Source organism: Rhizobium skierniewicense (assembly GCF_014196515.1).
Taxonomy (GTDB): domain Bacteria; phylum Pseudomonadota; class Alphaproteobacteria; order Rhizobiales; family Rhizobiaceae; genus Agrobacterium; species Agrobacterium skierniewicense.
This window is the reverse complement of sequence record NZ_JACIDV010000007.1, coordinates 68293-92361: the sequence shown is the minus strand read 5'-3', so window position 1 is coordinate 92361 and position 24069 is coordinate 68293. Positions and strand designations below refer to the sequence as shown.

The window sequence follows — 24069 nt, the reverse complement described above, 5'->3', positions numbered from 1 at the left end:
TTGATATCATGAACGCCGGCGCAATCATCCGGCGTCCTGCTAAAGTGTGGTTGTAACCGTTGGCTTTGGTCAGTTGTCGGCTTTCAGTGTTGTGCGAAATGCACTGACGATCAGCGTTGCCAGTTGCGCGTGGATGTCGTCCCGGTCGCGGCCAGTGGGTGTGCAAATCGGGTCAATCTCTCCAACCGATTTCAGAAGCTCTGCCGCACCCGGCTTGCACACCGGCAAAAAGCTGAAGTGGTCCGCATCGTCGATCTGCACATATGTCCCGTCCTGCACCTCTCTGGCGAGTTGATCGGACAGGACAGAGACGGGAATTTTGCCGACACTGCCCAAATTGATAAAGGACAGCGGTATCTGGATATCTTTCAAGCTGTCTTTTGTGAAGGCAACCTCAAGGCCGGGATCGACCAGCACTGCGGTGTGGATGCGCACATCGTGGTTGGACTGTTCAAAGCGCGCTTTATCGACGCTGCGCAAATCAAACGGGGGCACTTGGATACGCTCTCCATTTCTATAACCACGCCCGCCAGTGAACCATGTGCAATCCATGGATTGCGCGTAATCGATGCAGTATTTCACATAGGCGTCGAGATCGGCCCGCGCGCCTGCCAGTTCCAACGCCGTGCTGCCGCCCAGGGAAAAGCCCAACACTCCGATGCGATCTGGATCGATGGAAGACAACCATTGAGCATTATGGGTCAAGGACGTGATGACGGTGGAGATGTCATCCGTACGCTCCCAGATTTTCGGCGTATCTTCAGGGGCGGAATCGCCACTGGTCGTTCCCGGATGATCGGGTGCTGCAACGATGAAACCCGCTTGCGCCAGTGCAGTGGCGATCCAGGCCATGCCGATGCCGCGAGAGCCGGAGCCATGCGACAGGAGCACCAGGGGTCGTTGGCCGGATTGAGGCGTAGCGTTCTTGAGTGCGGGAGCGCCCATAAAAATCCTGTTTTCGCCGACATCGACACGCTCACCCTGTTCATCGGTAGGATACCAGAGGGTCACGGCAAGGTCCTTGCCGCGCGCGGGCGAGTGGATGGAAATGTCGCGGGTGCCGACATCGCCACCTGCAAACGCGGGCGTCATGGCGATGGTGGAAAGGAAGATAGCGGAGAGAATGGTTCGCATCGAAAGGCCTCATGGGTTGGAGCAACGATGCCGGTTTCGTCCCGCATTATTTTTTTCACGCCCTGAAACACGTTTGAGGTCGTCCGCGAACACGATTCAGTCCATGTAGGAGCCATTGTCGGTTCAAGTTATGGGTCAGCCCACGTGCTTTTCATTCCTTTACCCATTGTCGTTTCACTTCTGCTGTTCCTGATGCTGGTCTCGATCCTCCATGGAGATGGGACAGGTAAAGCCAACCGCCCGTTTCTGGCGCTGATTGCGCTCAGTGCCGTGCAATCCGCGCTCGTGGGTCTGCGCTGGGGGTATCAGATCGAATGGCTGCGATTTGCCCTGCCGATCATGGCCTCGCTTTTGCCACCGCTGGCCTTTGCCAGTTTTCGCAGCCTGATGCACGGCTGGCGTCTGGAAAGCGCGGCGACGATTACGAGCGTCGTCGTGCCGCCCTTGGTGATCGCAGCGCTTTTGGTCGTCTATCCCGTGGCCATCGACGCCACGCTGATTGCGCTGTTTGTGGGCTACGCCATCGCCATCGTGCTGCTCGGCAGCCGTGGCCCGGACGGGCTGGAGGAGGCGCAATTCGCAAGCGTTGTACCGGTCCATCGCGCGCTTTATCTCGCCGCCGCCGCACTGTGCCTTTCGGCGGCTTTCGATATTCTCGTTGTGCTGGATTTTCATTGGGCGCGCGGAGAAAATGCGGGCGTCATCATCAGCAATGGCAACTTGCTGGGTCTGCTTCTCATTGGCCTTACCGCATGGGTCGCGGGTGATAGCAAACCGGAGGTATCGTCAAGCGGCGTACAGCTGGAGCCAGAGCCATCCAGCCCTACGGCCGAGGATCATGACATCATGGTGCGGCTTGGGGCATTGATGGTGGGGCAGAAGGTTTACCGCGACGAGAACCTCAACCTGTCCCGTCTTGCCCGCAAGCTGGCTCTGCCCAGCCGCCAGATTTCCCAGGCCATCAACCGTGCCACGGGTGGCAATGTCTCGCAATATATCAATCAGTTGAGGGTTGCAGATGCCTGCCGCCTGCTGGAAGAGACCGAGCAATCAGTCACAGCCATCATGCTGGAAAGCGGTTTCCAGACCAAGTCCAATTTCAACCGCGAATTTCGCCGCATCACCGGCATGAGTCCCCTTGCCTGGCGCGAACGTCAGGTCTGGAAACTGGTGTCAGCCAACAACAAAGGCCACGCGGAATAACCACGTGGCCTTTCCAATGCGTCTGATCGGGTTGATTACAGCGTGCCGTTGCGCTGCTGGATCATCATATAGGTGTCGTAGGTATATTCGGAAATCTGGGCCCAGAGATAGGCATCTTTCTTGAACGCCTGCTGGCTCTCATAGATCTTCTTGAAGTTCTCGTTGACCGAGGAAAGCTCCGCATAGGTTTCGAGCGCCGCCTTGTGGCAGACGTCCAGGATTTCCTGGCTGAAGGGACGCAGGATAGCGCCTTGCGCGACCAGTTCCTTCAAAGCCTTGGGGTTGCGGGCATCGTAACGCTCCAGCATTGAGGCGCTGCCCGCGGCGCAGGCATCTTGAAGCATGCGCTTGTAATTATCAGGCAGGCTGTTGAACTTTTCAAGGTTGACGAAGGCATGGCATGCCGGGCCACCTTCCCACCATGCGGGATAGTAGTAGTATTTTGCGACCTTGTAGAAACCGAGTTTCTGGTCGTCGTAGGGCCCGACGAATTCGGTGGCGTCGATGGTGCCCTTTTCCAGTGCCGCATAGACGTCGCCGCCTGCGATCTGCTGCGGTGTGATGCCGACCTTCTGCATGACCTGGCCCGTCAGGCCCGCGATCCGCATTTTCAGACCCTTGAGATCATCGATCGTATTGATTTCCTTGCGGAACCAGCCACCCATCTGCGCGCCGGTATTACCCAGCAGAATGGAGTGGATGTTATGTTTGGCCAGAAACGCGTTCAGCAGCTCGTTGCCACCCGCCTGGTTGAACCAGGCATTGGTCTGGCGGGCGTTGAGGCCGAAGGGAATGCTTGTGCCAAGCGCAAAGGTCGGGTCTTTGCCGACGTAATAATAGGAGCAGGTATGGGCCATTTCGACCGTTCCTGCCGTTACTGCATCTGCGGCCTGAAGGGCAGGGACGATCTCGCCACCGGCGAAATGCTGAATGGTGAAATTGCCGCCGGAGGCTTCCTTTACATGATCGGCAACGATCTGACCTGCACCGAACAGGATGTCTAGGCCTTTCGTGAAGGACGATGTCATGCGCCAGTTGATCTTGGGGTTTTCCTGCGCAATGGCAGGTGCGGCAAGAGCCGTTGCTGTGACGCCTGCGCCGACGGCACCAGCCCGGCGGATAAATGATCTGCGATCCATGTCGATTCAAGCCCTGAAAGTAGAAAAACAGGCGAACCGCCTGGTACGCCTCCCGCGAACTAATAACCATGTCCTCCATGAGCCTTCAAGATAATCTTGGTGATATTGAGTCTGGGAGGTCAGTTTTCCGGGCCCGGGAGACCCACGGCACGTCCTTGTCACGCTGCGGTTTAGGACCTTGATCGAACTTTTTAGAATAGTTCTAATTTATCTTGCGCTTTTGTGGGTGTGGCTGTAATTAGAATTATTCTAAAGAGGATAGATCCATGTTCCGCAGCATCTTGCCAGGGTCAAAGCGCCCCTTCTCATCCCTTAGCGAGCGGGAAATTCTTGCCCTTGCCATATCGTCTGAGGAGGACGATGCGCGCATCTACCGCTCCTATGCAGAGCATCTGAAGGCGCAATTTCCGCAATCCGCGAAAGTCTTCGAAGATATGGCGGAGGTGGAGCACGCACATCGCAATATGCTGATCGGCATGCACCAGGATCGCTTTGGCGAAACGATTCCGCTCATTCGGCGGGAACATGTCAGTGGCTTCTATGAGCGCAAGCCTGATTGGCTGGTGAAAAACCTGCCGTTGGAAAAAATCCGTGCACAGGCCGAAGAGATGGAGCAGCAGGCGATCCGTTTCTACGACGAGGCGGTCAAGCATGTAACCGACGCCTCGACGCGAAAGCTGCTGGGTGACCTCGCCGAAGCCGAACGCGGGCACGAAGACATCGCCGGCATGCTGGATGGGAAGCATCTGCCTGATGATGCGAAGTCCGAGGAAGAAGAGACTGCAAAACGGCAATTTATTTTGACGTATGTCCAGCCGGGTCTGGCGGGGCTGATGGATGGTTCTGTCTCCACGCTCGCCCCCATCTTCGCCGCCGCCTTTGCCACGCAAGACACCTGGCAGACCTTTCTGATCGGTCTGTCCGCATCCGTCGGGGCTGGCATCTCCATGGGCTTTACGGAAGCCGCGCATGATGATGGTAAGCTGTCGGGTCGTGGATCGCCGTTAAAGCGCGGACTTGCATCCGGCATCATGACGGCCATCGGTGGTCTCGGACATACGTTGCCCTATCTCATCTCACATTTCTGGACGGCAACCGCCGTCGCTGCCGTCATCGTCTTCATGGAGCTCTGGGCCATCGCCTTCATTCAGAACCGCTATATGGAAACCCCGTTCCTGCGGGCAGTCTTTCAGGTGGTGCTGGGTGGTTCTCTGGTGCTGGCCGCCGGTATTCTCATCGGCAATGGTTGACGATGGTGAGGGCGGGCGAAGCCGCCCGCCCTATCTCTATGTCAGTCCTTCGACGGAAGTCGCGCAATGACCTTGATCTCGAAATCGAACCCGGCCAGCCAGGTTACGCCAACCGCCGTCCAGGTGGGGTAAGGCTTCTTGTCGAAAACTGTCTCCTTAACGCTCATGATGGTTTCGAGCTGGTTTTCCGGGTCGGTGTGGAAGGTCGTCACGTCAACAATGTTGTCAAAGGTGGCGCCTGCCGCCGCCAGAACGGCTTTCAGATTGTCGAAAGCAAGCTGCACCTGTTTGGCGAACTCCGGCTCGGCCGATCCGTCGTCGCGGCTGCCGACCTGACCTGAAACGAACAGCAACTCGCCCGAGCGGACCGCAGGCGAATAGCCGTGCTTGTCATAGAGGGCGTGTCGATTGGGTAGAAAAACGGCGTCGCGTGTGCTCATGATGATCTCCGGTTTTGAGGCAGCCATCCCCGATGCCTGGCAAGGTGCTTGCAGGGTTTGGGGTCGGCTTGTCATTGATGTTCAGGCCGTAGTTTGATATACGGCTCGTATGTCTATATAGGTAACATACGCAACGTATGTCAATGAACATACGTTGCGTATGTGATTTAAAGGACGGACTATGTCACCCAAGACGCGCGCGCAAATGGTGGAAGAAACACGCGGAAAGCTGATTGCCGCTGCGCGAAAAGCATTCGCATCAAAGGGTTATGCAGCATCTTCCATGGATGATCTGACAGCGGAAGCAGGTCTGACGCGGGGCGCTCTCTACCATAATTTCGGAGATAAAAAAGGTCTGCTCCAAGCCGTCATCGATCAGATCGATGCAGAAATGCTGGAGCGCCTGCGGGTGGTGCAGGAGGGCGCTGAAACGCCATGGCTTGGTCTGATGTCCGAAAGCACCGCCTATATTGAAATGGCACTGGAGCCGGAAATTCAGCGGGTCATGCTGTTGGACGGACCGGCGGTTTTGGGCGATCCGGCCCAATGGCCCAACCAGACTGCTTGTCTTCGCCGCATCGAGGAAACCGTTCAGGCCTTGGTCGATGACGGAACGCTCGAGCGGGTCGATGCAAAAGCGGCAACATGGCTGCTCAATGGTGCCGTCTTGAATGCGGCTTTGTGGATTGCGGCCGCCGACGATCCACGCGCCGCTTTTCCAAAGGCAGTCGAAGCCTTTCGCCACATGGCGTCCGGCCTGTTGGCCGAACCTTGAAGCGGAATCAGACTGTTATCGCAGCGCGCCGACCAGAACGTCGCGGCCATCTTCGATGGAAACCCAGCGTCCCGTGTTGAAGGAGGCCTGACGCTTGAGATAAGTGTAGTTGGTATCTGTCCAGAGTTTGACGTCATCCGACAGGTTGTCAAGAATGAAATCGCCATCATTGGTGCGCAATGTCAGAACGGCATGGCCCTCACCATCCGGCTTGCGCACGACGGTGACCAGAAGGTCGGAAACGGCAAAGCCGCGTTCGGTGAGCTTCTTTCGCTTCAGCAACACGAAATCTTCGCAATCACCAGCCGTTTTAGGATATTCCCAGACTTCTTCCTTGCCGTACACTTCCATGTCGGTCATCGCGATGATGTTGGAGTTCACCTCCGTATTGATCTCGCGAATGACCTTCCAGCCATAGTCGGTGACACGCGGCGGCGGGGTCAGCTTGCTGCGGATATCGCACTCGGACACATATTTCTGGCAGAACTCGTAGTGACCGATAGGCTGAGAGGTAATGCCTCCGGTGACCATGGACGGGCTGCCCTTGTTCTCTGCCAGCGCAGAGGCCGCAGAAAGTAGTCCGGCCGCAACTGCGATGAGCAGAGCAAGCGCCCGAGGTGCGTTCTTCATGAAACCCGTCCCTTAAAATCTTAACGAAAAGTTAAGAGACGGCAGGGGTATGTGTCAATCGGAACTCAACGTCCATGAACGGAAGATGAATAATATGGTTAAGACCGTGACCGGTTTGCCGAAGCAGCAAGGCTTTTGACCGCCGCCAACATGCGCTCGATGTCCTGCGGACGCGAGAGACGATGGTCACCGTCGCGGATAAGGCTGAGCACCACATCGTCGATGGGCAGATGCTCGAGCAGTTTCAGGGCATGTGTGTAGGGCACATCATCGTCTTTCATGCCCTGGAGAATGTGAACAGGGCATCCCGTTTCGATGATGCCGTGCAGCACCAGGTTGTTGCGCCCATCCTCGATCAGGTCGCGGGTAAAGATGTTTGGCTCTGAACTATATTCGGACGGCTCCTCGAAATAACCGCGCTCGACAAGCGAGGTCTTTTCCGCATCCGAAAGATTGGGTTCGATCAGTTCGGCGGTAAAGTCCGGAGCCGGGGCGATCAGCAGCAGACCCGATACCTGCGGCCCGGTCTTGTCCTTGCGCAGTTCATCAATCAGTCTCAGCGCAATCCACCCGCCCATGGATGACCCGATCACCACGATGCGTTTTGGTGCCTTGTAGCGCAAGACGGCGATGGTTTCTTCCAGCCAGCGCGAAATCGTACCCTTGTTGAAATCACCCTTCGATGCGCCGTGACCGGAATAATCCAGGCGAATACAGGCAAGGCCGTGTTCTGCGGCAAAGCGGTCCAGTTCGACAGCCTTGGTGCCGGTCATGTCGGAGCGATAGCCGCCAAGCCACACCAGGGTTGGAGCATCGTCATCGTCTCGCGCGTCACGGGAAAGAAGTGCGATCTCGCGTGTGTCGCCTGCGGCGCCGACAGTAATGAACTCGATGGGTTGCTCGGTCATGATGGTGTTATTCTCCTGAAATTTGCCCTTCATGTAGTGCAAATTCTGAAAAAGCACGACAGGAGGTGATTTTTTTGCGTAAGCGTGCTATTGACTTCGCGGCGGCATTCACGACATTTCCGCCATTTGCACCGACAAGCTGGTTTTTGCCGACGCGATCCCGAAACAGATCAGGAGAATACGACCATTCGCAGACCGTTCAAAGCCGATGCCCCCGTCAAAGAGGGCCCGCGCTCCAACAGGGAAATTCGAATTCCCAAGATTCAGCTGATTGATGAAGAAGGCCAGAACCTTGGCGTCATGGCGACGGACGAGGCTCTGAAGATGGCGGAAGACGCCGGCCTCGATCTCGTTGAGATTTCGCCGAACGCCGAACCTCCGGTATGCAAGATTCTTGATCTCGGCAAGCTGAAATATTCGTCGCAGAAGAAGGCGGCAGAAGCGCGCAAGAAGCAGAAGATCGTTGAGGTCAAGGAAATCAAGATGCGTCCCAACATCGACACCCACGATTACGAGGTGAAGATGAAGGCGATGAACCGTTTCTTTGACGAGGGCGACAAGGTAAAAGTTACGCTGAAGTTCCGTGGCCGCGAAATGGCCCACCAGGAACTCGGCATGAAACTTCTGCTGCAGGTCAAGGAAGACACCGTGGCCATTGCCAAGGTCGAAGCCGAACCAAAGCTCGAGGGACGTCAGATGATGATGGTCCTGGCACCAAAATAAACCGGAAGCGTCTGAATTTCGGACGCTTTGACCACCGCGCAGGGGAATTTCTCATTCCCCGTTGCTCTTTTCCGTGAACGCGGTTATACGAGCGCGTCCGAACGGTCCGGCAGGGCATGCCGTGGCCGTTCTAGAATAGCTTGAAAGCAGGCTTCGTCTGCCTGTCTTTCGATACAAAATAATGGAGTAGCAAAATGCCCAAGATGAAGACGAAGTCCGCCGCTAAAAAGCGGTTCAAGATCACAGGCACCGGCAAGGTTCTCGCAGCCGCCGCCGGTAAGCGCCACGGCATGATCAAGCGTTCCAACAAGTTCATTCGCGACGCGCGCGGAACCATGGTTCTGGCCGAAGCTGACGCCAAGAAGGTCGTCAAGAACTATCTGCCGAACGGTCTCTAAGACTTTTCCGCACTTTTGGACATTTTAAGGAGATCATGACATGGCACGCGTAAAACGTGGCGTAACTTCCCGCGCCAAGCACACCAAGACACTCAAGGCAGCCAAGGGCTTCTACGGCCGCCGCAAGAACACCATCCGCGCAGCCAAGGCTGCCGTGGATCGTTCCAAGCAGTACGCCTACCGCGACCGCAAGGTCAACAAGCGCAACTTCCGCGCTCTGTGGATCCAGCGTATCAACGCCGCTGTTCGCGAATTCGGCCTGACCTACGGCCGCTTCATCGATGGCCTGAACAAGGCTGGCATCGAAGTCGACCGCAAGGTTCTGTCCGACATGGCGATCCATGAGCCAGCAGCATTCGGCGTTCTCGTCGACAGCGCCAAGAAGGCTCTTGAGTACCTCAAGGACGCAGGCACCACCAACGAGTTTGAAACCGCTGTAAAGTAATTACGGCGCGGACAATCTGTTGTTCATTTGAAGCCCGCGCCGGTCTCCGGCGCGGGCTTCTGTCTTGTCACGAAGGCACTCTCTCAATCGGTGCAGATTATCATGATCCAAACGGCAGACGATCAGGCGAAACATGATGGCTTCCGCGTTCATCTGCACGACGAGGACATCTCGGCTTTGATGCAAACGCTGCTTGCAAGCAAAAAGCGTGTTCAGCAGGTCAAGCTGTCCTCCGGCACGGTCTGGATCAAGCGTCAGGGCACGGAAAAGCCGTCCTGGTGGGTCAAGTCGCTCGGGGTTTTCGCCAAGCTTCTCCCCTATGCCTTCATGCGGCCCTCACCGGCGCTCGATCCTACCAGCATGATGCGCCGCGAGATCGACGCCATGGAGCGCTTTGCGGCCAAGGGTTTCCCCGTTCCACAGATCATCTACGCGTCCGATACGGCCATGGTTCTTTCCGACGCCGGTCTGACCATCGCCCAGCGGCTGGATCGGCTGGAGGATGCGCCGGCGGAGCATGACGCGCTGATGGTGGAGTGCGCCGCCGCCCTTGGCGATTTGCACAGGGCCGGTCTGTGTCACGGACGCCCGCATGTGCGGGACTTCTTCATGCAGGACGGGCGCATCGGCTTCATGGATTTCGAGGAGTTGCCGCAGTCGGTCATGCCGCTGGAAACCGCCCAGGCGCGGGATCTGTGGTTGCTGTTTCTGCCGCTTTCCACGCGGGTCTTGAACGGCGAACTGACGCTGGACGCAGCCTACCGCGCCTGGGCTGCACGTGCCCCACGGGCGGCCATTTCAGAATTGCGGCGGCTGACCATGATTCTGGGGCGTTTTTTGCCGCTTGCCCGGTTGATTGGCCGCGTGCAGATGGGTAGTGATCTGCGACGCTTTATCGTGGCTACCGATTTTTTGATGAATGCTCTCAAACGCGATGCCATCGAGACCGATGCTGGCAAGGCAGGACAGAATGACCGAACTTGATACATTGAAATCCCAACTGATCTCGGACATTGCCGCAGCATCGGATGAACCCGCCATCGAGGCCGTTCGCGTTTCGGCGCTCGGCAAGAAAGGTTCGGTCTCCGAGCTTTTGAAGACGCTGGGCTCGATGACGCCGGAAGAGCGCCAGACCCGCGGTGCCGCCATCAACCAGCTCAAGACAGAAGTGACGGACCTGATCACGGCCCGCAAGAGCGAGTTGAAAGATGCCGCCATCACCGCGCGTCTGACAGCGGAAACGCTGGATATCAGCCTGCCGGTTCGCCAGTCTCCGGCGGAGCGCGGCCGCATTCACCCGATCAGCCAGATCGTCGATGAAATCACCGCCATCTTTGCCGATATGGGTTTTTCCATTGCCGAAGGCCCGGACATCGAGACCGACTATTATAACTTCACAGCTCTGAACTTCCCTGAGGGACATCCAGCCCGTGAAATGCACGACACCTTCTTCTTCCCGCCGGATGAGAAGGGTGAGCGCAAGGTGCTGCGCACGCACACCTCGCCGGTGCAGATCCGCACGATGGAAGCGCAGAAGCCACCGATCCGGATCGTCATTCCCGGCAAGACCTACCGTCAGGACAGTGACGCCACGCACTCGCCGATGTTCCATCAGGTCGAAGGTCTGGTCATCGACAAGAAATCCCATGTCGGCAATCTGCGCTGGATATTGGAAGAATTCTGCAAGACCTTCTTCGAGGTCGACAGCGTCACCATGCGCTTCCGCCCGTCCTTCTTCCCCTTCACGGAGCCAAGCTTCGAGGTGGATATCCAGTGCGACCGCTCCGGCCCCATCGTCAAGTTCGGCGAAGGCAAGGACTGGATGGAAATCCTCGGCTGCGGCATGGTGCACCCCAATGTCCTGCGCGCTGGCGGGTTGGACCCGGATGAATATCAGGGATTCGCCTGGGGCATGGGGCTGGACCGCATAGCCATGCTGAAATACGGCATGCCCGACCTGCGCGACTTCTTTAACGCAGACGTCCGCTGGATGAACCACTACGGCTTCCGCCCGCTCGACATGCCGACATTGTTTGGTGGTTTGAGCGCGTAACCATGCCGACCGTGCTCCGAAAATATGGCTTCCGGTTCCATTTTTATGGCTTCGATATGCATGAGCCACGGCACATTCATGTTTCGGGCCATGGCGGGGTGGCAAAGATTTGGCTCGAGCCGATTGTGCTAGTCGATTCCAGAGGCTTTAAATCCAGTGATGTGAAGCGTATTCTGGATGTCGTGAATGAACACAGAGATCAACTTATGGAGGCGTGGGATGAGTTCTTCAAATCCGTATCCTGATAATGAAAGACCCGTCGAAGCTTGGTGTGATCCACACAATCTCCACGTCAAACTTGCTGATGGACGAGAAGTTGTGACGCCTCTTTGGTGGTATCCGCGGCTCCATTCTGCCTCGCCAGCAGACCGTAACAAGGTCGAATTGATGTTCGGTGGCGTTCACTGGCCAGAGGTTGATGAAGACTTATCCATTCGCGGTATGCTGAATGGTTGGAAGTATCCAGGGGTGAGAGCGCCTGAAAAGGCTGCCTGAATTATCTGTCTGGAAGACACAATACCGTTAAGGACGCATAGACATGAAATTCACACTCTCCTGGCTGAAAGAGCATCTGGAAACGGATGCCTCCCTTGAGCAGATTTGCGAACGCCTGACCGCCATTGGCCTTGAGGTTGAGGACGTGGATGACAAGGCGGCGTATAAGCCCTTCGTCATCGCCAGGGTTCTGACCGCTGACAAGCATCCGGAAGCAGACCGCCTCAAGGTGCTCAGCGTCGATGCGGGCGACGGCAAGCCGGTGCAGATCGTGTGCGGTGCGCCGAATGCGCGTGCGGGCCTCATCGGTGCGCTGGCGCGGCCGGGCACGTATGTTCCGGGTATCGACGTGACGCTGGCCGTTGGCAAGATTCGTGGTGTCGAAAGCCACGGCATGATGTGCTCCGAAAAAGAGCTTGATGTGTCCGATAGCCATGACGGCATCATCGATCTGCCTGACGATGCGCCGGTCGGTACGTCGTTCGCGGCCTATGCCGGTCTGGACGATCCTGTCATCGAAATCAACCTGACGCCGAACCGTCCCGATTGCACCTCGATCTATGGCATTGCCCGTGATCTTGCAGCGTCCGGTCTCGGAACGCTCAAGACCAAGCCAGCACCGAGCTTCAAGGTGGACGGCGTCACGCCTGTGGATGTGACGCTGGATCTGGATGATGCAGCGCTTTGCCCCGGCTTTTCCCTGCGCATCGTGCGTGGTGTAAAGAACGGTCCCAGCCCGAAATGGATGCAGCAGCGGTTGATCGCCATCGGCCTGCGTCCGATCAATGCGCTGGTGGATATCACCAACTACATGACCTTCGATCAGGGTCGTCCGATGCATGTGTTCGATGCGGCCAAGGTTGCGGGTAACCTCACCGTGCGCCGTGCCAGGGACGGAGAAACGATCCTTGCGCTGGATCAGCGTGAATACAAGCTTGGACCCAACAACGTCGTTATAGCAGATGATAATGGCCTTGAATCCATCGGCGGCGTCATGGGCGGCGAGCATTCCGGTTGCGATGAAAACACCACGGATGTGCTGATCGAATCCGCTCTCTGGGACCCGATCAACATTGCCAAGACCGGTCGTTCGCACGGCATCATCACCGATGCGCGCTATCGTTTCGAGCGCGGCGTCGATCCCGAATATATGCTGCCCGGTCTGGAGCGCACGACGGAACTGGTTCTGGACCTGTGCGGCGGTACGGCAGGCGAAGCCAAGATCGTTGGTTACAAGGGCTTTGAACCGAAATTCTTGGATTTCCCGCTGTCGGAAGTCAAGCGTTTGACCGGTTTGGACGTTTCCGCCAAAGAAAGCCTCGATATCCTCAAGGGTCTCGGTTTTGGCATCGAAGGATCGGGCGAACGCGTCAGCGTTTCGGTCCCTTCATGGCGTCCCGATGTGGATGGCAAGGCGGATCTGGTGGAAGAGGTCATGCGCATTCATGGCGTCGACAACATCAAGCCGGAGCCGCTGGAAAATCTCGGCGCGGTCAATGGCCGTATCCTGACGACGCTGCAAATCCGCACCCGCACGGCACGGCGCGCGCTGGCAAGCCGTGGCATGCTGGAGGCCGTCACATGGTCCTTCATTCCTGAAGCCCAGGCCAAGCTCTTCGGTGGCGGTTCGGCATCGCTCAAGCTGGCCAACCCCATTGCTGCCGATATGTCCGACATGCGGCCTTCGCTGCTGCCTGGTCTTTTGACTGCGGCGCAGCGCAATGCCGACAAGGGCCATGGGGACGTGGCTGTTTTCGAAGTCTCCGGCACCTATGAAGGCGATACGCCGGACGCCCAGCGCCGCGTGGCTGGTGGTATCCGCCGTGGCACGGCGTCGCTGTCCGGTTCCGGCCGCATGTGGTCCAACGCGGCCAAGGGCGGTGGCAAGCCTGTGGATGTTTACGATGCCAAGGCCGATGCGCTGGCCGTCGTTGAAGCCTGCGGCCTTCCGATGGGCAATGTTCAGATCGAAGCGGGTGCACCCGGCTGGTATCACCCCGGCCGCTCCGGCACCATCAAGATGGGACCGAAGGTCATTCTGGGCACTTTCGGCGAATTCCACCCGAAGACCCTGTCTGAACTGGACGTCTCCGGCGTTTACGCTGGCTTCGAAATCTATCTCGACGCCATGCCCGAGCCGAAGAAGAAGGCAACCCGCACCAAACCTGCTCTGGAACTGTCACCGTTCCAGACCGTCAAGCGCGACTTCGCCTTCGTGGTGGACAAGAGTGTCGAAGCCGGTGCCGTTATCAAGGCGGCAACGAGCGCCGACCGCAAACTCGTGACTGGCGTCAATGTCTTCGATGTCTTCGAAGGCGCATCGGTCGGTGAAAACAAGAAGTCCATCGCCATCGAAGTCCAGATCCAGCCGGTCGACAAGACGCTCACGGACGAGGACTTCGAAGCGCTGACCGCCAAGATCGTCGGCAATGTCGAGAAATCAACGGGCGGTGTTCTCAGGGCTTAAATACCTGTTCTGATTAACAAAGGCCGCGGAAACAGCTTTCCGCGGCCTTTGTTGTTTAACGGTTGGCCATCGCCGCCATTTGCTCGGGATATCGCCCACCGGCGACCTTGGTCGGCGAGAGAAGATCGCCAAGCCTTTGGGCTTCCTCCGCGCTCAAAGAAACATTAGCAGCAGCCACGTTCTTCTCCAGGTTTGCGATTTTGGTGGTGCCGGGAATGGGCACGATGAAATCGCCTTGCGCCATCACCCAGGCGAGTGCCAGTTGACCGGCCTCGACGCCTTTTTCTACCGCCATCTCCTCCAGCAGTGTGATGAGCGCCAGATTGGCATCGAAGTTTTCGGCCTGAAAACGGGGCAGGGAACGGCGGAAATCTGTGTCTGACAGGCCGTCGAGGTTTTTCAGCGCGCCGGTCAGGACGCCGCGACCCAGCGGGCTGAACGGTACGAAGCCGATGCCGAGTTCGCGGCAGGTATCGAGCACGCCATTTTGTTCGACATCGCGCGTCCATAGCGAATACTCGCTCTGAAGTGCGGTGATGGGATGGGTGGCGTGCGCCTTGCGGAGGGTTGCCGCATTGGCTTCCGACAGGCCCAGATGACGGATCTTGCCTGCCTCCACAAGTTCCGCCATCGCACCCACTGTCTCCTCGATCGGTACATTCGGATCGACGCGGTGCTGGTAGAACAGGTCGATGACCTCAACACCCAGACGCTTGAGCGAGGCTTCGGCAGCAGCGTGAACGTTCTCCGGGCGGCTGTCGGTGCCCACCATCATCTGCCCCGATGGTTTGCTGGCATCGATCCTGAAACCGAATTTGGTGGCAATGGTAACCTTGTCGCGGAACGGTTTCAGACCTTTTCCGACGAGCACTTCGTTGGTGTAAGGGCCGTAAACTTCCGCCGTGTCGAAGAAGGTCACGCCGAGGTCCACGGCGCGGTGAAGTGTGGCGATGGATCCGCTTTCGTCTGCCGCCGGGCTATAGGCGTGGCTCATGCCCATGCAGCCGAGGCCCAGCGCCGAAACGGAAAGATTGTCTCCGAGAATTCTGTTTTGCATCTGTCTGCCTTCCATAAGGAACTGCCCGTTAGCGGGCATGTTGGTACCATAGCGCGGCAAGGCGGCAAAAATAATCACGACAAATTCGCGCGGGTTGTTCTATCATTTAGAACAATGAACCGAATGCAACTTTCACAACTGGCCGTTCTGGCCGCCGTCGCAGAGGGCCGCAGCTTCCGAAAGGCAGCAGCAGAGCTCGGCATTGCACCGTCTGCCGTCAGCCACGCTGTGTCCGCGCTGGAGACGAGCCTTGGTATGCGCCTGCTTCACCGCACCACACGCAGCGTTTCTCCCACGGAAGAGGGCAGGCGTCTTCTTGAAACGCTGGCCCCCGCCCTTGCCGATATCGATGCGGTGATCGGCGCACTGGCCGAACAGGGTGGACGTCCCGCCGGGCCGCTACGCATCACCATGCCGCGTCTGGCCGCAGAAGATTTGATCGTGCCGAGACTTGGTGAATTTCTGCGTCTGTACCCGGATATCTCACTCGAAATTTCCACCGATGACCGGTTCGAGGATATCGTCGCCAAGGGGTTCGATGCGGGTTTGCGGCTGGGTGAGAATCTGGAAGCCGACATGATTGCGGTGCGTGCCAGTGGCTCGTGGCGGGGTGCCATCGTCGGTTCGCCAGCCTATTTCGCGCATCATCCCATCCCGCAGCATCCCCGTGACCTGATGCAGCATCGCTGCATTCGCCGCAGGTTTTCCAGCGGGCTGATCTATCGCTGGGAGTTGGAAAAAGACGGCAAATCGCTTGTCGTGGATGTGCCGGGACCGCTGATCCTTACCGACCAGAGCCTTATCCGGGCAGCGACCATCGACGGGGCAGGTCTCGCCTTCGTGTTCGAGCAGCGCGTTGAGGATGATGTGCAGCACGGCAGATTAATCAGGGTACTGGAAGACTGGTGTGCGCCGTTTGACGGGTTTTACATCTATTACCCCTCGCGCCAGCAGATGCGGCCAGCGCTCAGGGCGTTCGTCGATTTCTTTCGGTTCAAGGGGTAGCAGTGCTGATGAGTGTTACCACAGGCACCAGCACTGCTAAGCCATGTCAGAACTTGATGCGGTACCGGATGTGGCCGTCACTCTCCATATAGCTGTCATAAAGCTTGCGGGCGCGCGCATTGTCCTGGTTGGTGTGCCAATACAGGCGCGACCACCCCTTGTCCTCGCAGATGGAAATCAGATCATCGATCAATGCACGGCCAATTCCCTTGCCACGAATGGTCTCGTCAATAAAAAGGTCTTCGAGATAACAATCGGGCGTCTTGACCCAGGTGGAGTCGTGGAAATGGTGGATGGCAAAGCCAACCACCTGTCCATCCAGAACAGCAAGGCGGGCGGAAACGCGAGAGGTCGGATCGATGATCCTGTCCCATGTGTGGGCAGTCACACCCTCAGCCAGATCGACGCTATAAAACGCCAGATAGTCGTTCCACAGCTTTAGCCAATCCGCCCGGTGATCCGGGCGGGCGTCATGAATTGTCAGGCTCATTTATGCGCCAGCCTTGTCGAGAATCGCGACCATCTCGTCCGTCAGTTTCAGATTGACGGCGCGCGTGAAGCTTTCGAGCTGCGAAAGACTGGTGGCGCTGGCGATCGGTGCCGTGACCGTCTTCTTGCGCAGCAGCCAGGCAAGCGCGATGTCGGCAAGCTTTGCCCCGGTTTCGGCAGCGATCGTATCCATGGCACCGAGAATGGTGAGACCGCGCGTGTTGACATAATCTCCGACGCGGTAGGAGCGCGCGACACCTTCCGTATCCGCCTTGCTGCGGTACTTGCCAGTCAGAAATCCTGCGGCGAGGCTGTAATAGTTGATGACGCCGATGTCTTCCTTCTGGGTGAGTTCGGCAAGCGGTCCTTCAAATCTCTCGCGGGTGTAGAGATTGTATTCCGGCTGTACGACATCGAAGCGCGCCAGCCCGGTCTTGGCGGATACATCGAGTGCCGCTTGCAGGTCCGGCGCGTCGTAGTTGGAGCAGCCGATGGCGCGCACCTTGCCTTGTTCCTTCAGCTTGGTGAAGGCGCCGAGTGTTTCCTCGATCGGCGTTTCGGCGTCCGGCTTGTGCGCCAGGTAAAGGTCGATGTAATCCGTTTGCAGACGGCGTAGCGACGCATCGACGGCCTCGGCAATCCGCTCGGCTTTGAGACCCTTGTCATATCCAACCTTGGAAACGATGATGGCCTTGTCGCGCGCAACGCCCCCGCGCTTCAGCCATTTGCCGATGATGGTCTCGGACTCGCCGCCCTGATGGCCAACGACCCATGCGGAATAGACATCCGCCGTGTCGATGGTGTTGAAGCCTGCATCGAAAAACGCATCCAGCAACTGGAAAGATGTCTTCTCATCTGCCGTCCAGCCGAAGACGTTTCCGCCAAAGACGATCGGAGCGAGGGAAAGGCCGGTCCGGCCCAGTGCGCGTTTCTCCATGGATGATACTCCCTGTTTTTTCTGATGTTTCGCGACAGTAGCAAGCGGCTGGATGCTGAACCATTGAATTTCCTTGATGGCTGGCCGTGGCTTGCGTGATGGAAACGACGCTCAGGATGAAAGGGTTCGGTAAAAACTGGGTGGCTGTTCATGATGTTGCTGCCAGACGCGGCGCAGATGGCGGGCGGAAGCAAAGCCGGAGCGCTCGGCCACAGCCTCCATGTCGAGCCTCGAATGCGCAAGAATATCGCGGGCAAGGTTCACCCGCATCAGGTTGATGTAATCGACCACGCTGACCCCGGTATGGTCGCGAAACAGCCGCGACAGGTGTCGTTCGCTCAGGCCCGCCGCTTTGGCTATTCTGGCCAGGGACCAGTCGGCGGCGGGATCCGCGACGATGGCGTCCTGGGCCTTGTGGACGGATGGGTGAATGTGGTTGCGACCTGAAAGCCAAGGCGAGATCTGTGGATCATGCGCCGTGCGCCTGATATAGATGACCATGATCTGGGCAATGCGCGAGGCGATCACGGGGCTTGTGAGGGACGAGACGATGTGCAGCAGAAGATCGATGCCGGTGGAAATCCCAGCACTCGAAAAGCGCCTGCCATCCTCGACGAACAGCCGATTGTCCAGAACATGCGCCAACGGTGCCAGCCGTCTCAGTTCGGTGATGCAGTCTGCATGGGTGGTGCATTGATGACCATCGAAGACACCGGCTTCTGCGGCAATCAACGCGCCGGAGCAGATGGAGACGATCGTTGTGTCGTTTCGCACAACCTGGCGTAGCCAATCTGCGAGAACACGCCGTTCCTGCCCCGCGCCACCTTGTTTCGTTTCCAGCAGAGAGCCACCGGAAATCAGCACCAGGGCATGAGGGGGCAGTTCCTCCGGCAAGGCCTCCAGCCCGGCCAGCGCAAGACCGATGGTCGTCGTCTGCGTGTCGCTTGCCGCGACATATCGGCAATCAAACCGGACAGCATCCTGCTCCTGGTTGGCATACCGCAGAACCTCCACAGGGCCGGCAACATCCAGCAGCAACGTTTGCGGCGGCAAGACCACGAAGACTGGAATGAGGATGGTCTGGGCGCGGCCGCCACTCATTGTCATGCCGCTTCTTGTCGTGGCTGCAAGGCTTCGTCCACGGTTACGATCCGCGCGAAACGCCCGGAAAGGACCAGTTCGGTACGCATGGCGATATCCGCCGCTGAAAAGACCTTGCCGGACGCATGCGTCATCGGGAACGTCAATGTGGCCTCGGTCACGAAATCGACCGTATAGCCGAGATCAGAACCTTGGCGTGTGGTGGTTTCACAGCACTGTTCAGTGCGAATGCCGGAAACAATCAGGCGGTTGATGCCGTTTTGGGTCAACCAGATATCGAGGCCCGTACCGATGAAAGCCGAATGGCGGTTCTTGCGAAAGGTCACGGTCGGCTGGATGCGAAGCCCCTCCAGCGCCCGGACAAAGCCGCTCTCCTCGGCAAAGGCCCGGTCGCCATCGACATGAAAAATCTGCACGATGGGCATGCCCGCCGCTTCTGCGCCATCGATCAGCTTTTGCTGAGCTGCGAGATAGCCAGCCAGCCCGTTTTCATCAAAGTAGGGGGCATGACGGAAAGATTCCTGCACATCAATGACCAGCAGTGCTGTTTGTGGATGGGACATTTTCTGTAACTCCAATTTCTGATTGTTACAGTCTTTCCCATTATCCAATAGGGTAAAAGTACACGTAGCGCCGAATAAAGGACATTTTCAGCCATAGGGGTACGTGTTGTACCCTTGGGTGTCAACGGTTGCGTGTCTGCATTCGCATGCTAAGGTACCCCCATCACAGTGGAGGCATGCATGTTGCGTTTTGGAATATTGTCGACGGCGAAAATCGGTCGTGAGCTTGTTATCCCGGCTATTCAGGATGCGGAAAACGCTGTCGTGACAGCCATTGCCAGCCGTGACCTGACCAAGGCCCGGCAACTGGCAGACCGCTTCTCCGTGCCGCATGCCTTCGGGTCCTATGAGGAGATGCTGGCGTCCGACGTCATCGACGCCGTCTATATTCCGCTGCCCACGGCACAGCATGTGGAGTGGTCCATCAAGGCCGCCGACGCGGGCAAGCATGTGCTGTGCGAAAAGCCGATTGCGCTGAAGGCAGACGAGATCGACAGCCTGATCGCCGCGCGAGACCGGAACCGGGTGCTGATTTCGGAAGCCTATATGGTGACCTATGCACCGGTATGGCTGAAGGTGCGCGAATTGTTGACGGCCGGTACCATCGGCACGCTGAAACACGTGCAGGGCTCCTTTACCTATTTCAACCGCGATCCCGGCAACATGCGCAACATCCCGGAACTTGGCGGTGGCGCGCTTCCCGATATCGGCGTCTACCCGACCATCACCACCCGCTTTGCGACGGGCAAGGAGCCAAAACGCGTCCAGGCCGTGGTCGAGCGCGACCCGGAATTCGGCACGGATTTCTATGCCAGCGTCAAAGCGGATTTTGGCGATTTCGAACTCAGTTTCTACATTTCCACCCAGCTTGCCGGCCGCCAGCTCATGGTGCTGCACGGCACCGAAGGCTATATCGAAGTGAAGTCACCCTTCAACGCCAACCGCTGGGGTGCTGAAGAGGTGGAGCTCACCAATCAGAGCCACGGCCACTCGCAGGTTTTCCGCTTTCAGGATAGCCGCCAGTACCGTCGTGAGATTGAGGCCTTCGCGACGGCTGCGGGCGGCGGCAAAGCCGAGGTCGTTTCGTTGGAAAGTTCAAGGAACAGCCAGCGCTTCATCGATGCGATCTATCGCGCAGCTGAAAAGGACGGGTGGGAGACGGTCTGATCCGGTTCATTCCGCGTCGGAGGTCTGAGCACAAAGTGTAGCTGAGATAAGCCGGGATTGTGGCAATAGGTAGGGGCACACGCCCGCTCACACTGCGTTCAACTGCAGGGCAACTCAACGAGTGGGAGCTTCAAGCGACGCGTTCCGTCTCGGATCACCGAAACGACGCGCAATTGCACCCCGAATGTACACCGCGTTCAAACGGCGCGCAGTCCTCGCATCGCAAGCGCGGCGCCGAAGCCGGTTGCAATTCCGACATTATAACCTGCCAGAGCAACCAGAAGCGCTAAGAATTGGACGCTGGATGCAGAAACCAGGGCTGCCACAGTGAAGGCGACCAGGATCAAGATGCCGGTGGCCGCAATAGCGGTCAAGGAGCGAAGGGCAAGCGCCGCAACGCCGAGCGAAAGTCCAAGAACAAATACCATGATGCCGCTCCTCCTCCAGAGGGCCTGAGGAAAGGCACCGTCATCCTCAAAGACCCGTATTCTCCTCCGTATATGCACGTTCAACTTCCAAAATAGCAGATTGTTGCAATTTTGTGAAATTTAATCGGCAGAAAATTGTCAAATCCGCGTCATCAAGCCGGTTTGCGAATCGCCGGACATGGCGGTAGTAAAGGGCATGAGCGACATTTTCAGCCAGCCCCTCACCAATCTTGCCGAGTTTTCCGTTTCGGAGCTATCGGGCTCGATCAAGCGCACGGTTGAGACCGCTTTCGATCAGGTCCGCGTGCGTGGGGAGATTTCCGGCTATCGTGGCCAGCACACGTCAGGCCATGCCTATTTCTCGCTAAAGGATGACCGTGCCCGCATTGATGCCGTCATCTGGAAGGGCAGCTTTTCCAAGCTGAAGTTCCGGCCGGAAGAGGGCATGGAGGTTATCGCCACCGGCAAGATCACGACCTTCCCCGGCTCATCCAAATACCAGATCGTCATCGAAAGCCTGGAGCCTGCCGGTGCCGGCGCGCTCATGGCGCTTCTGGAAGAGCGTCGTCGCAAGCTGGCCGCCGAAGGTCTGTTCGATCAGACGCGCAAGCGCCGGCTGCCCTATATGCCCCGTGTCATCGGTGTCGTCACATCGCCGACAGGCGCCGTCATCCGTGATATTCTGCACCGCATCTCCGATCGCTTCCCCGTGCATGTGCTGGTCTGGCCGGTGAAAGTGCAGGGCGAAGGGTCGGGCGAAGAGGTTGCCAATGCCATCAGAGGCTTCAACGCGCTGGAGATTGGTGGTCCCATTCCGCGTCCAGACGTGCTCATCGTGGCGCGCGGCGGCGGTAGCCTGGAGGATCTCTGGAGCTTCAATGACGAGATCGTCGTGCGGGCTGCCGCAGAAAGCCAGATCCCGTTGATCTCTGCCGTCGGCCACGAAACCGATACGACACTCATCGACCACGCCGCCGATGTGCGTGCGCCGACGCCCACGGGTGCAGCCGAAATAGCCGTACCTGTTCGGGCTGATCTGGAAGCGCAGCTTGCGGGCCTGTCTGCGCGGCTGTCCGGTTCCATGTCCCGGCAGATGGACAATCGCCGCCAGGGCGTGCGGGCCCTGGTTCGGGCACTCCCTTCCATCGATCAGTTGCTTGCCCTGCCACGTCGTCGTTTCGATGAAGCCGCCAGTGGTCTGGGTCGTGGGCTGGAACTCAATACGCTCAACAAGCGCCGAAGTTTTGAGCGCACCGCATCGGGCCTCCGCCCGGATGTGCTGGCCCACGGCCTCAAACAACAACGCCAGCGTATTCAAGAGCGCATGCAGCGCGCCGAAAGTCTGGTGGAGCGCCGCCTCTTGCAGGCGCAATCGCGCGTGTCGTCCTCGGACTCTTCGCTGCGTGCTCTGCCGGCCCGGCTTCTTGGTCAGCTGGAGCGCCAAAAGGAAAGGGTGGCCAGCGCCGCCCGCCGCACCGATACCGCCGTTTTGCACCGCATGGCGCAAAACCGCTCGGGCCTTGCCGCCCATGACCGTATCCTGCAATCGCTGTCCTACAAGAATGTACTGAAGCGCGGCTACGCGGTCATTCGCGATGAGGATAACAATCCGCTGACCCGTGCGGCCGCTGTCACGTCAGGTACGATGGTGTCGATGGAATTTGCCGACGGTCGCGTTTCGGCGGTTGCCACAGGTGAAGACGTGGCCACAGAAGGCGGCATTGCATCTGTGCCGAAGAAAAAAACCACAAAGGCGCCGATATCGGGTCCGGCTGGTCAGGGCAGCCTGTTTTAGCCGGTCGCCGCCGCCTCACTCAAGGCCGGCGAGAAACGTTTTCAGCAGGCGGTTGAACTCGGCTTTGTCTTTTTCGCTGATGGCGGCAAGCAGCCGGTGCTGGTTTGCGACATGCGCCGTCACCGCCGCGTCCACCGTCGCAAACCCTTTTTCCGTCAAGGCAATCAGCACACTCCGCCGGTCATCCGGATTGTTGATCCGCTCCACCAGTCCTGCTTTTTCCAACTGGTCGATGCGGTTGGTCATGGTGCCTGAGCTGACCATGGTCATTTCAAGCAAGTCGCCGGGCGAGAGTCTGTACGGCTTTCCTGCCCGGCGTAGCGTTGCCATCACATCGAAAGCTGAAGAGGACAATCCGTGTTGCAGCAGAACGGTCTCAACCTCGCGGCTGAGATGGGTGGCCAGACGGTGCAGACGGCCCATAATGCCCATGGGTGCGACATCGAGATCAGGCCTTTCCCGTCCCCATTGGGCCAGAATGGCGTCGACGTGATCAGCTTCGGTTTTTTGACTCATGAACGAAAGATATCAGCAAGTCTCTTGACGTCAAGATAAAGATGCGTACACTGGATTTATCTTGATATAGAGATTCTTGAAATGAAGAAATATGCGCATAACATCTCTGACGTCGCCTTGACGGCAATCGCCCCCGCCATTTGGGGGAGTACCTACTTCGTCACGACCCAGTTTTTGCCGCATGGCTACCCTATGCACGTCGCCATGCTGCGTGCCCTGCCTGCAGGACTGCTGTTGCTGCTGTTTGTTCGCAGGTTACCGTTCGGCATCTGGTGGGGCCGGGCGTTTCTTCTGGGTGGGCTGAACTTCGCTGTCTTCTGGGCCATGTTGTTCGTCGCTGCCTACCGTCTGCCCGGCGGAGTGGCGGCCACTGTAGGCGCAGTACAGCCTCTGATCGTCATCGCGCTATCGCGAGTGTTTCTGGCGCGTCCCATTCGCGCCTTGGCGATCGCCGCCGGTATCATCGGCATGGCAGGCGTGGCATTCTTGGTGGTGACACCCCATGCGGCGTTAGACCCCGTTGGGATTGCAGCCGCTCTTGCCGGTGCTGTCTCCATGGCGTTCGGTACGGTCCTGACGCGCAAATGGCAGCCGCCGGTCTCCAGCCTGACATTTACCGCGTGGCAGCTCACGGCGGGCGGCCTCTTGCTCGTGCCGGTCGCCTGGTATCTCGAGCCCGCTTTGCCCGCACTCAGCGCGGCAAACATTCTCGGTCTGGCATATCTCGGCTTGATCGGCGCGGCCTTTACCTATCTCCTGTGGTTTCGCGGGCTTTCGCGCATCGAGCCATCGGTGGCGGCATCACTCGGCTTCTTAAGCCCCGTGGCAGCGACGCTTTTAGGCTGGCTGGCGCTCGGTCAAAGCCTCGCGCCAGTCCAGATCGCCGGTTTTGTCATGGTGCTGTCCAGCGTGTGGATCAGTCAGAAAACTATGGCGCCACGCTAGACCTCG

Annotated in this window: 27 protein-coding genes; 15 read left to right on the top strand and 12 right to left on the bottom strand. The window is 58.1% G+C overall.

The window, feature by feature from the left end:
* Positions 1-69 precede the first annotated feature (69 nt).
* A complete protein-coding gene (locus GGQ73_RS12715; RefSeq protein ID WP_183896660.1) occupies positions 70-1134 on the bottom strand; it encodes an alpha/beta hydrolase family protein in 1065 nt (354 codons plus the stop codon).
* 144 nt (positions 1135-1278) lie between these two features.
* Here GGQ73_RS12715 and GGQ73_RS12710 point away from each other — a divergent pair, with 144 nt between their 5' ends.
* A complete protein-coding gene (locus GGQ73_RS12710) occupies positions 1279-2337 on the top strand; it encodes a helix-turn-helix domain-containing protein (protein ID WP_183896659.1) in 1059 nt (352 codons plus the stop codon).
* Between the two features lie 35 nt (positions 2338-2372).
* Here GGQ73_RS12710 and GGQ73_RS12705 read toward each other — a convergent pair whose 3' ends face one another.
* Positions 2373-3476, bottom strand: a complete 1104-nt coding sequence (locus GGQ73_RS12705) for a TRAP transporter substrate-binding protein (protein ID WP_174151879.1) — start codon at positions 3474-3476, stop codon at positions 2373-2375.
* Positions 3477-3742: 266 nt separating this feature from the next.
* Between GGQ73_RS12705 and mbfA the strand changes: the two genes are divergently transcribed.
* Entirely contained in the window at positions 3743-4726 is a 984-nt protein-coding gene (mbfA, locus tag GGQ73_RS12700) for an iron exporter MbfA (RefSeq protein WP_183896658.1), read from the top strand.
* 41 nt (positions 4727-4767) lie between these two features.
* Here the strand turns inward: mbfA and GGQ73_RS12695 are convergent, their stop codons facing one another.
* Positions 4768-5166, bottom strand: a complete 399-nt coding sequence (locus GGQ73_RS12695; protein WP_183896657.1) for a RidA family protein — start codon at positions 5164-5166, stop codon at positions 4768-4770.
* 181 nt (positions 5167-5347) lie between these two features.
* Here GGQ73_RS12695 and GGQ73_RS12690 point away from each other — a divergent pair, with 181 nt between their 5' ends.
* Positions 5348-5941 (top strand): TetR/AcrR family transcriptional regulator, encoded by a 594-nt coding sequence (locus GGQ73_RS12690; protein ID WP_183896656.1) that lies wholly within the window; start codon positions 5348-5350, stop codon positions 5939-5941.
* A gap of 15 nt (positions 5942-5956) precedes the next feature.
* On the opposite strand, the gene GGQ73_RS12685 is transcribed toward GGQ73_RS12690, so the two are convergent.
* Complete coding sequence (locus GGQ73_RS12685; RefSeq protein WP_183896655.1) at positions 5957-6571, bottom strand: transglutaminase-like cysteine peptidase; 615 nt, start codon at positions 6569-6571, stop codon at positions 5957-5959.
* A 98-nt stretch (positions 6572-6669) separates the two neighbouring features.
* Positions 6670-7479, bottom strand: a complete 810-nt coding sequence (locus tag GGQ73_RS12680; protein WP_183896654.1) for an alpha/beta hydrolase — start codon at positions 7477-7479, stop codon at positions 6670-6672.
* A gap of 186 nt (positions 7480-7665) precedes the next feature.
* Here GGQ73_RS12680 and infC point away from each other — a divergent pair, with 186 nt between their 5' ends.
* The 8 genes from infC to pheT all read left to right on the top strand — a co-directional run bounded on the left by infC (position 7666) and on the right by pheT (position 14060).
* A complete protein-coding gene (gene infC, locus GGQ73_RS12675; protein ID WP_174151947.1) occupies positions 7666-8202 on the top strand; it encodes a translation initiation factor IF-3 in 537 nt (178 codons plus the stop codon).
* 194 nt (positions 8203-8396) lie between these two features.
* Positions 8397-8600, top strand: a complete 204-nt coding sequence (gene rpmI, locus GGQ73_RS12670; protein WP_045230036.1) for a 50S ribosomal protein L35 — start codon at positions 8397-8399, stop codon at positions 8598-8600.
* Positions 8601-8640: 40 nt separating this feature from the next.
* Positions 8641-9045, top strand: a complete 405-nt coding sequence (gene rplT, locus GGQ73_RS12665) for a 50S ribosomal protein L20 (protein ID WP_045230035.1) — start codon at positions 8641-8643, stop codon at positions 9043-9045.
* A gap of 102 nt (positions 9046-9147) precedes the next feature.
* Entirely contained in the window at positions 9148-10029 is an 882-nt protein-coding gene (locus GGQ73_RS12660; protein WP_183896653.1) for a lipopolysaccharide kinase InaA family protein, read from the top strand.
* Entirely contained in the window at positions 10016-11098 is a 1083-nt protein-coding gene (gene pheS, locus GGQ73_RS12655; RefSeq protein WP_174151886.1) for a phenylalanine--tRNA ligase subunit alpha, read from the top strand. Before GGQ73_RS12660 ends, pheS begins: the two co-directional genes overlap by 14 nt.
* 2 nt (positions 11099-11100) lie before the next feature.
* Positions 11101-11343, top strand: coding sequence for a DUF4160 domain-containing protein (locus GGQ73_RS12650; RefSeq protein ID WP_183896652.1), 243 nt, complete (start codon positions 11101-11103; stop codon positions 11341-11343).
* Complete coding sequence (locus GGQ73_RS12645; protein WP_234910960.1) at positions 11285-11593, top strand: DUF2442 domain-containing protein; 309 nt, start codon at positions 11285-11287, stop codon at positions 11591-11593. Before GGQ73_RS12650 ends, GGQ73_RS12645 begins: the two co-directional genes overlap by 59 nt.
* A 43-nt stretch (positions 11594-11636) precedes the next feature.
* Positions 11637-14060, top strand: coding sequence for a phenylalanine--tRNA ligase subunit beta (pheT, locus tag GGQ73_RS12640; protein WP_183896651.1), 2424 nt, complete (start codon positions 11637-11639; stop codon positions 14058-14060).
* Between the two features lie 55 nt (positions 14061-14115).
* Here pheT and GGQ73_RS12635 read toward each other — a convergent pair whose 3' ends face one another.
* Complete coding sequence (locus GGQ73_RS12635; RefSeq protein WP_183896650.1) at positions 14116-15117, bottom strand: aldo/keto reductase; 1002 nt, start codon at positions 15115-15117, stop codon at positions 14116-14118.
* Between the two features lie 114 nt (positions 15118-15231).
* Between GGQ73_RS12635 and GGQ73_RS12630 the strand changes: the two genes are divergently transcribed.
* Complete coding sequence (locus GGQ73_RS12630; RefSeq protein ID WP_183896649.1) at positions 15232-16122, top strand: LysR family transcriptional regulator; 891 nt, start codon at positions 15232-15234, stop codon at positions 16120-16122.
* Positions 16123-16168: 46 nt separating this feature from the next.
* Here the strand turns inward: GGQ73_RS12630 and GGQ73_RS12625 are convergent, their stop codons facing one another.
* The 4 genes from GGQ73_RS12625 to GGQ73_RS12610 all read right to left on the bottom strand — a co-directional run bounded on the left by GGQ73_RS12625 (position 16169) and on the right by GGQ73_RS12610 (position 19212).
* Complete coding sequence (locus tag GGQ73_RS12625) at positions 16169-16612, bottom strand: GNAT family N-acetyltransferase (protein ID WP_183896648.1); 444 nt, start codon at positions 16610-16612, stop codon at positions 16169-16171.
* Positions 16613-17548 carry an aldo/keto reductase gene (locus tag GGQ73_RS12620; RefSeq protein ID WP_183896647.1) on the bottom strand — a complete coding sequence of 312 codons (936 nt, stop codon included), beginning with the start codon at positions 17546-17548 and terminating at the stop codon, positions 16613-16615.
* 111 nt (positions 17549-17659) lie between these two features.
* The gene (locus GGQ73_RS12615; RefSeq protein ID WP_183896805.1) at positions 17660-18649 is read right to left on the bottom strand and encodes a GlxA family transcriptional regulator; all 990 of its coding nucleotides are present in this window, start codon (positions 18647-18649) and stop codon (positions 17660-17662) included.
* A gap of 2 nt (positions 18650-18651) precedes the next feature.
* Positions 18652-19212 carry an isochorismatase family protein gene (locus GGQ73_RS12610; RefSeq protein WP_183896646.1) on the bottom strand — a complete coding sequence of 187 codons (561 nt, stop codon included), beginning with the start codon at positions 19210-19212 and terminating at the stop codon, positions 18652-18654.
* 180 nt (positions 19213-19392) lie between these two features.
* Between GGQ73_RS12610 and GGQ73_RS12605 the strand changes: the two genes are divergently transcribed.
* Complete coding sequence (locus GGQ73_RS12605) at positions 19393-20379, top strand: Gfo/Idh/MocA family protein (protein WP_174151895.1); 987 nt, start codon at positions 19393-19395, stop codon at positions 20377-20379.
* Between the two features lie 197 nt (positions 20380-20576).
* Here the strand turns inward: GGQ73_RS12605 and GGQ73_RS12600 are convergent, their stop codons facing one another.
* Positions 20577-20807, bottom strand: coding sequence for a hypothetical protein (locus GGQ73_RS12600; RefSeq protein ID WP_183896645.1), 231 nt, complete (start codon positions 20805-20807; stop codon positions 20577-20579).
* Positions 20808-21003: 196 nt separating this feature from the next.
* Here GGQ73_RS12600 and xseA point away from each other — a divergent pair, with 196 nt between their 5' ends.
* Entirely contained in the window at positions 21004-22602 is a 1599-nt protein-coding gene (xseA, locus tag GGQ73_RS12595; protein ID WP_183896804.1) for an exodeoxyribonuclease VII large subunit, read from the top strand.
* A 15-nt stretch (positions 22603-22617) separates the two neighbouring features.
* Here xseA and GGQ73_RS12590 read toward each other — a convergent pair whose 3' ends face one another.
* The gene (locus GGQ73_RS12590) at positions 22618-23118 is read right to left on the bottom strand and encodes a MarR family winged helix-turn-helix transcriptional regulator (RefSeq protein ID WP_183896644.1); all 501 of its coding nucleotides are present in this window, start codon (positions 23116-23118) and stop codon (positions 22618-22620) included.
* 81 nt (positions 23119-23199) lie between these two features.
* On the opposite strand from GGQ73_RS12590, the gene GGQ73_RS12585 reads away from it, so the two are divergent.
* Positions 23200-24063 (top strand): EamA family transporter, encoded by an 864-nt coding sequence (locus tag GGQ73_RS12585; protein WP_183896643.1) that lies wholly within the window; start codon positions 23200-23202, stop codon positions 24061-24063.
* Positions 24064-24069 lie beyond the last annotated feature (6 nt).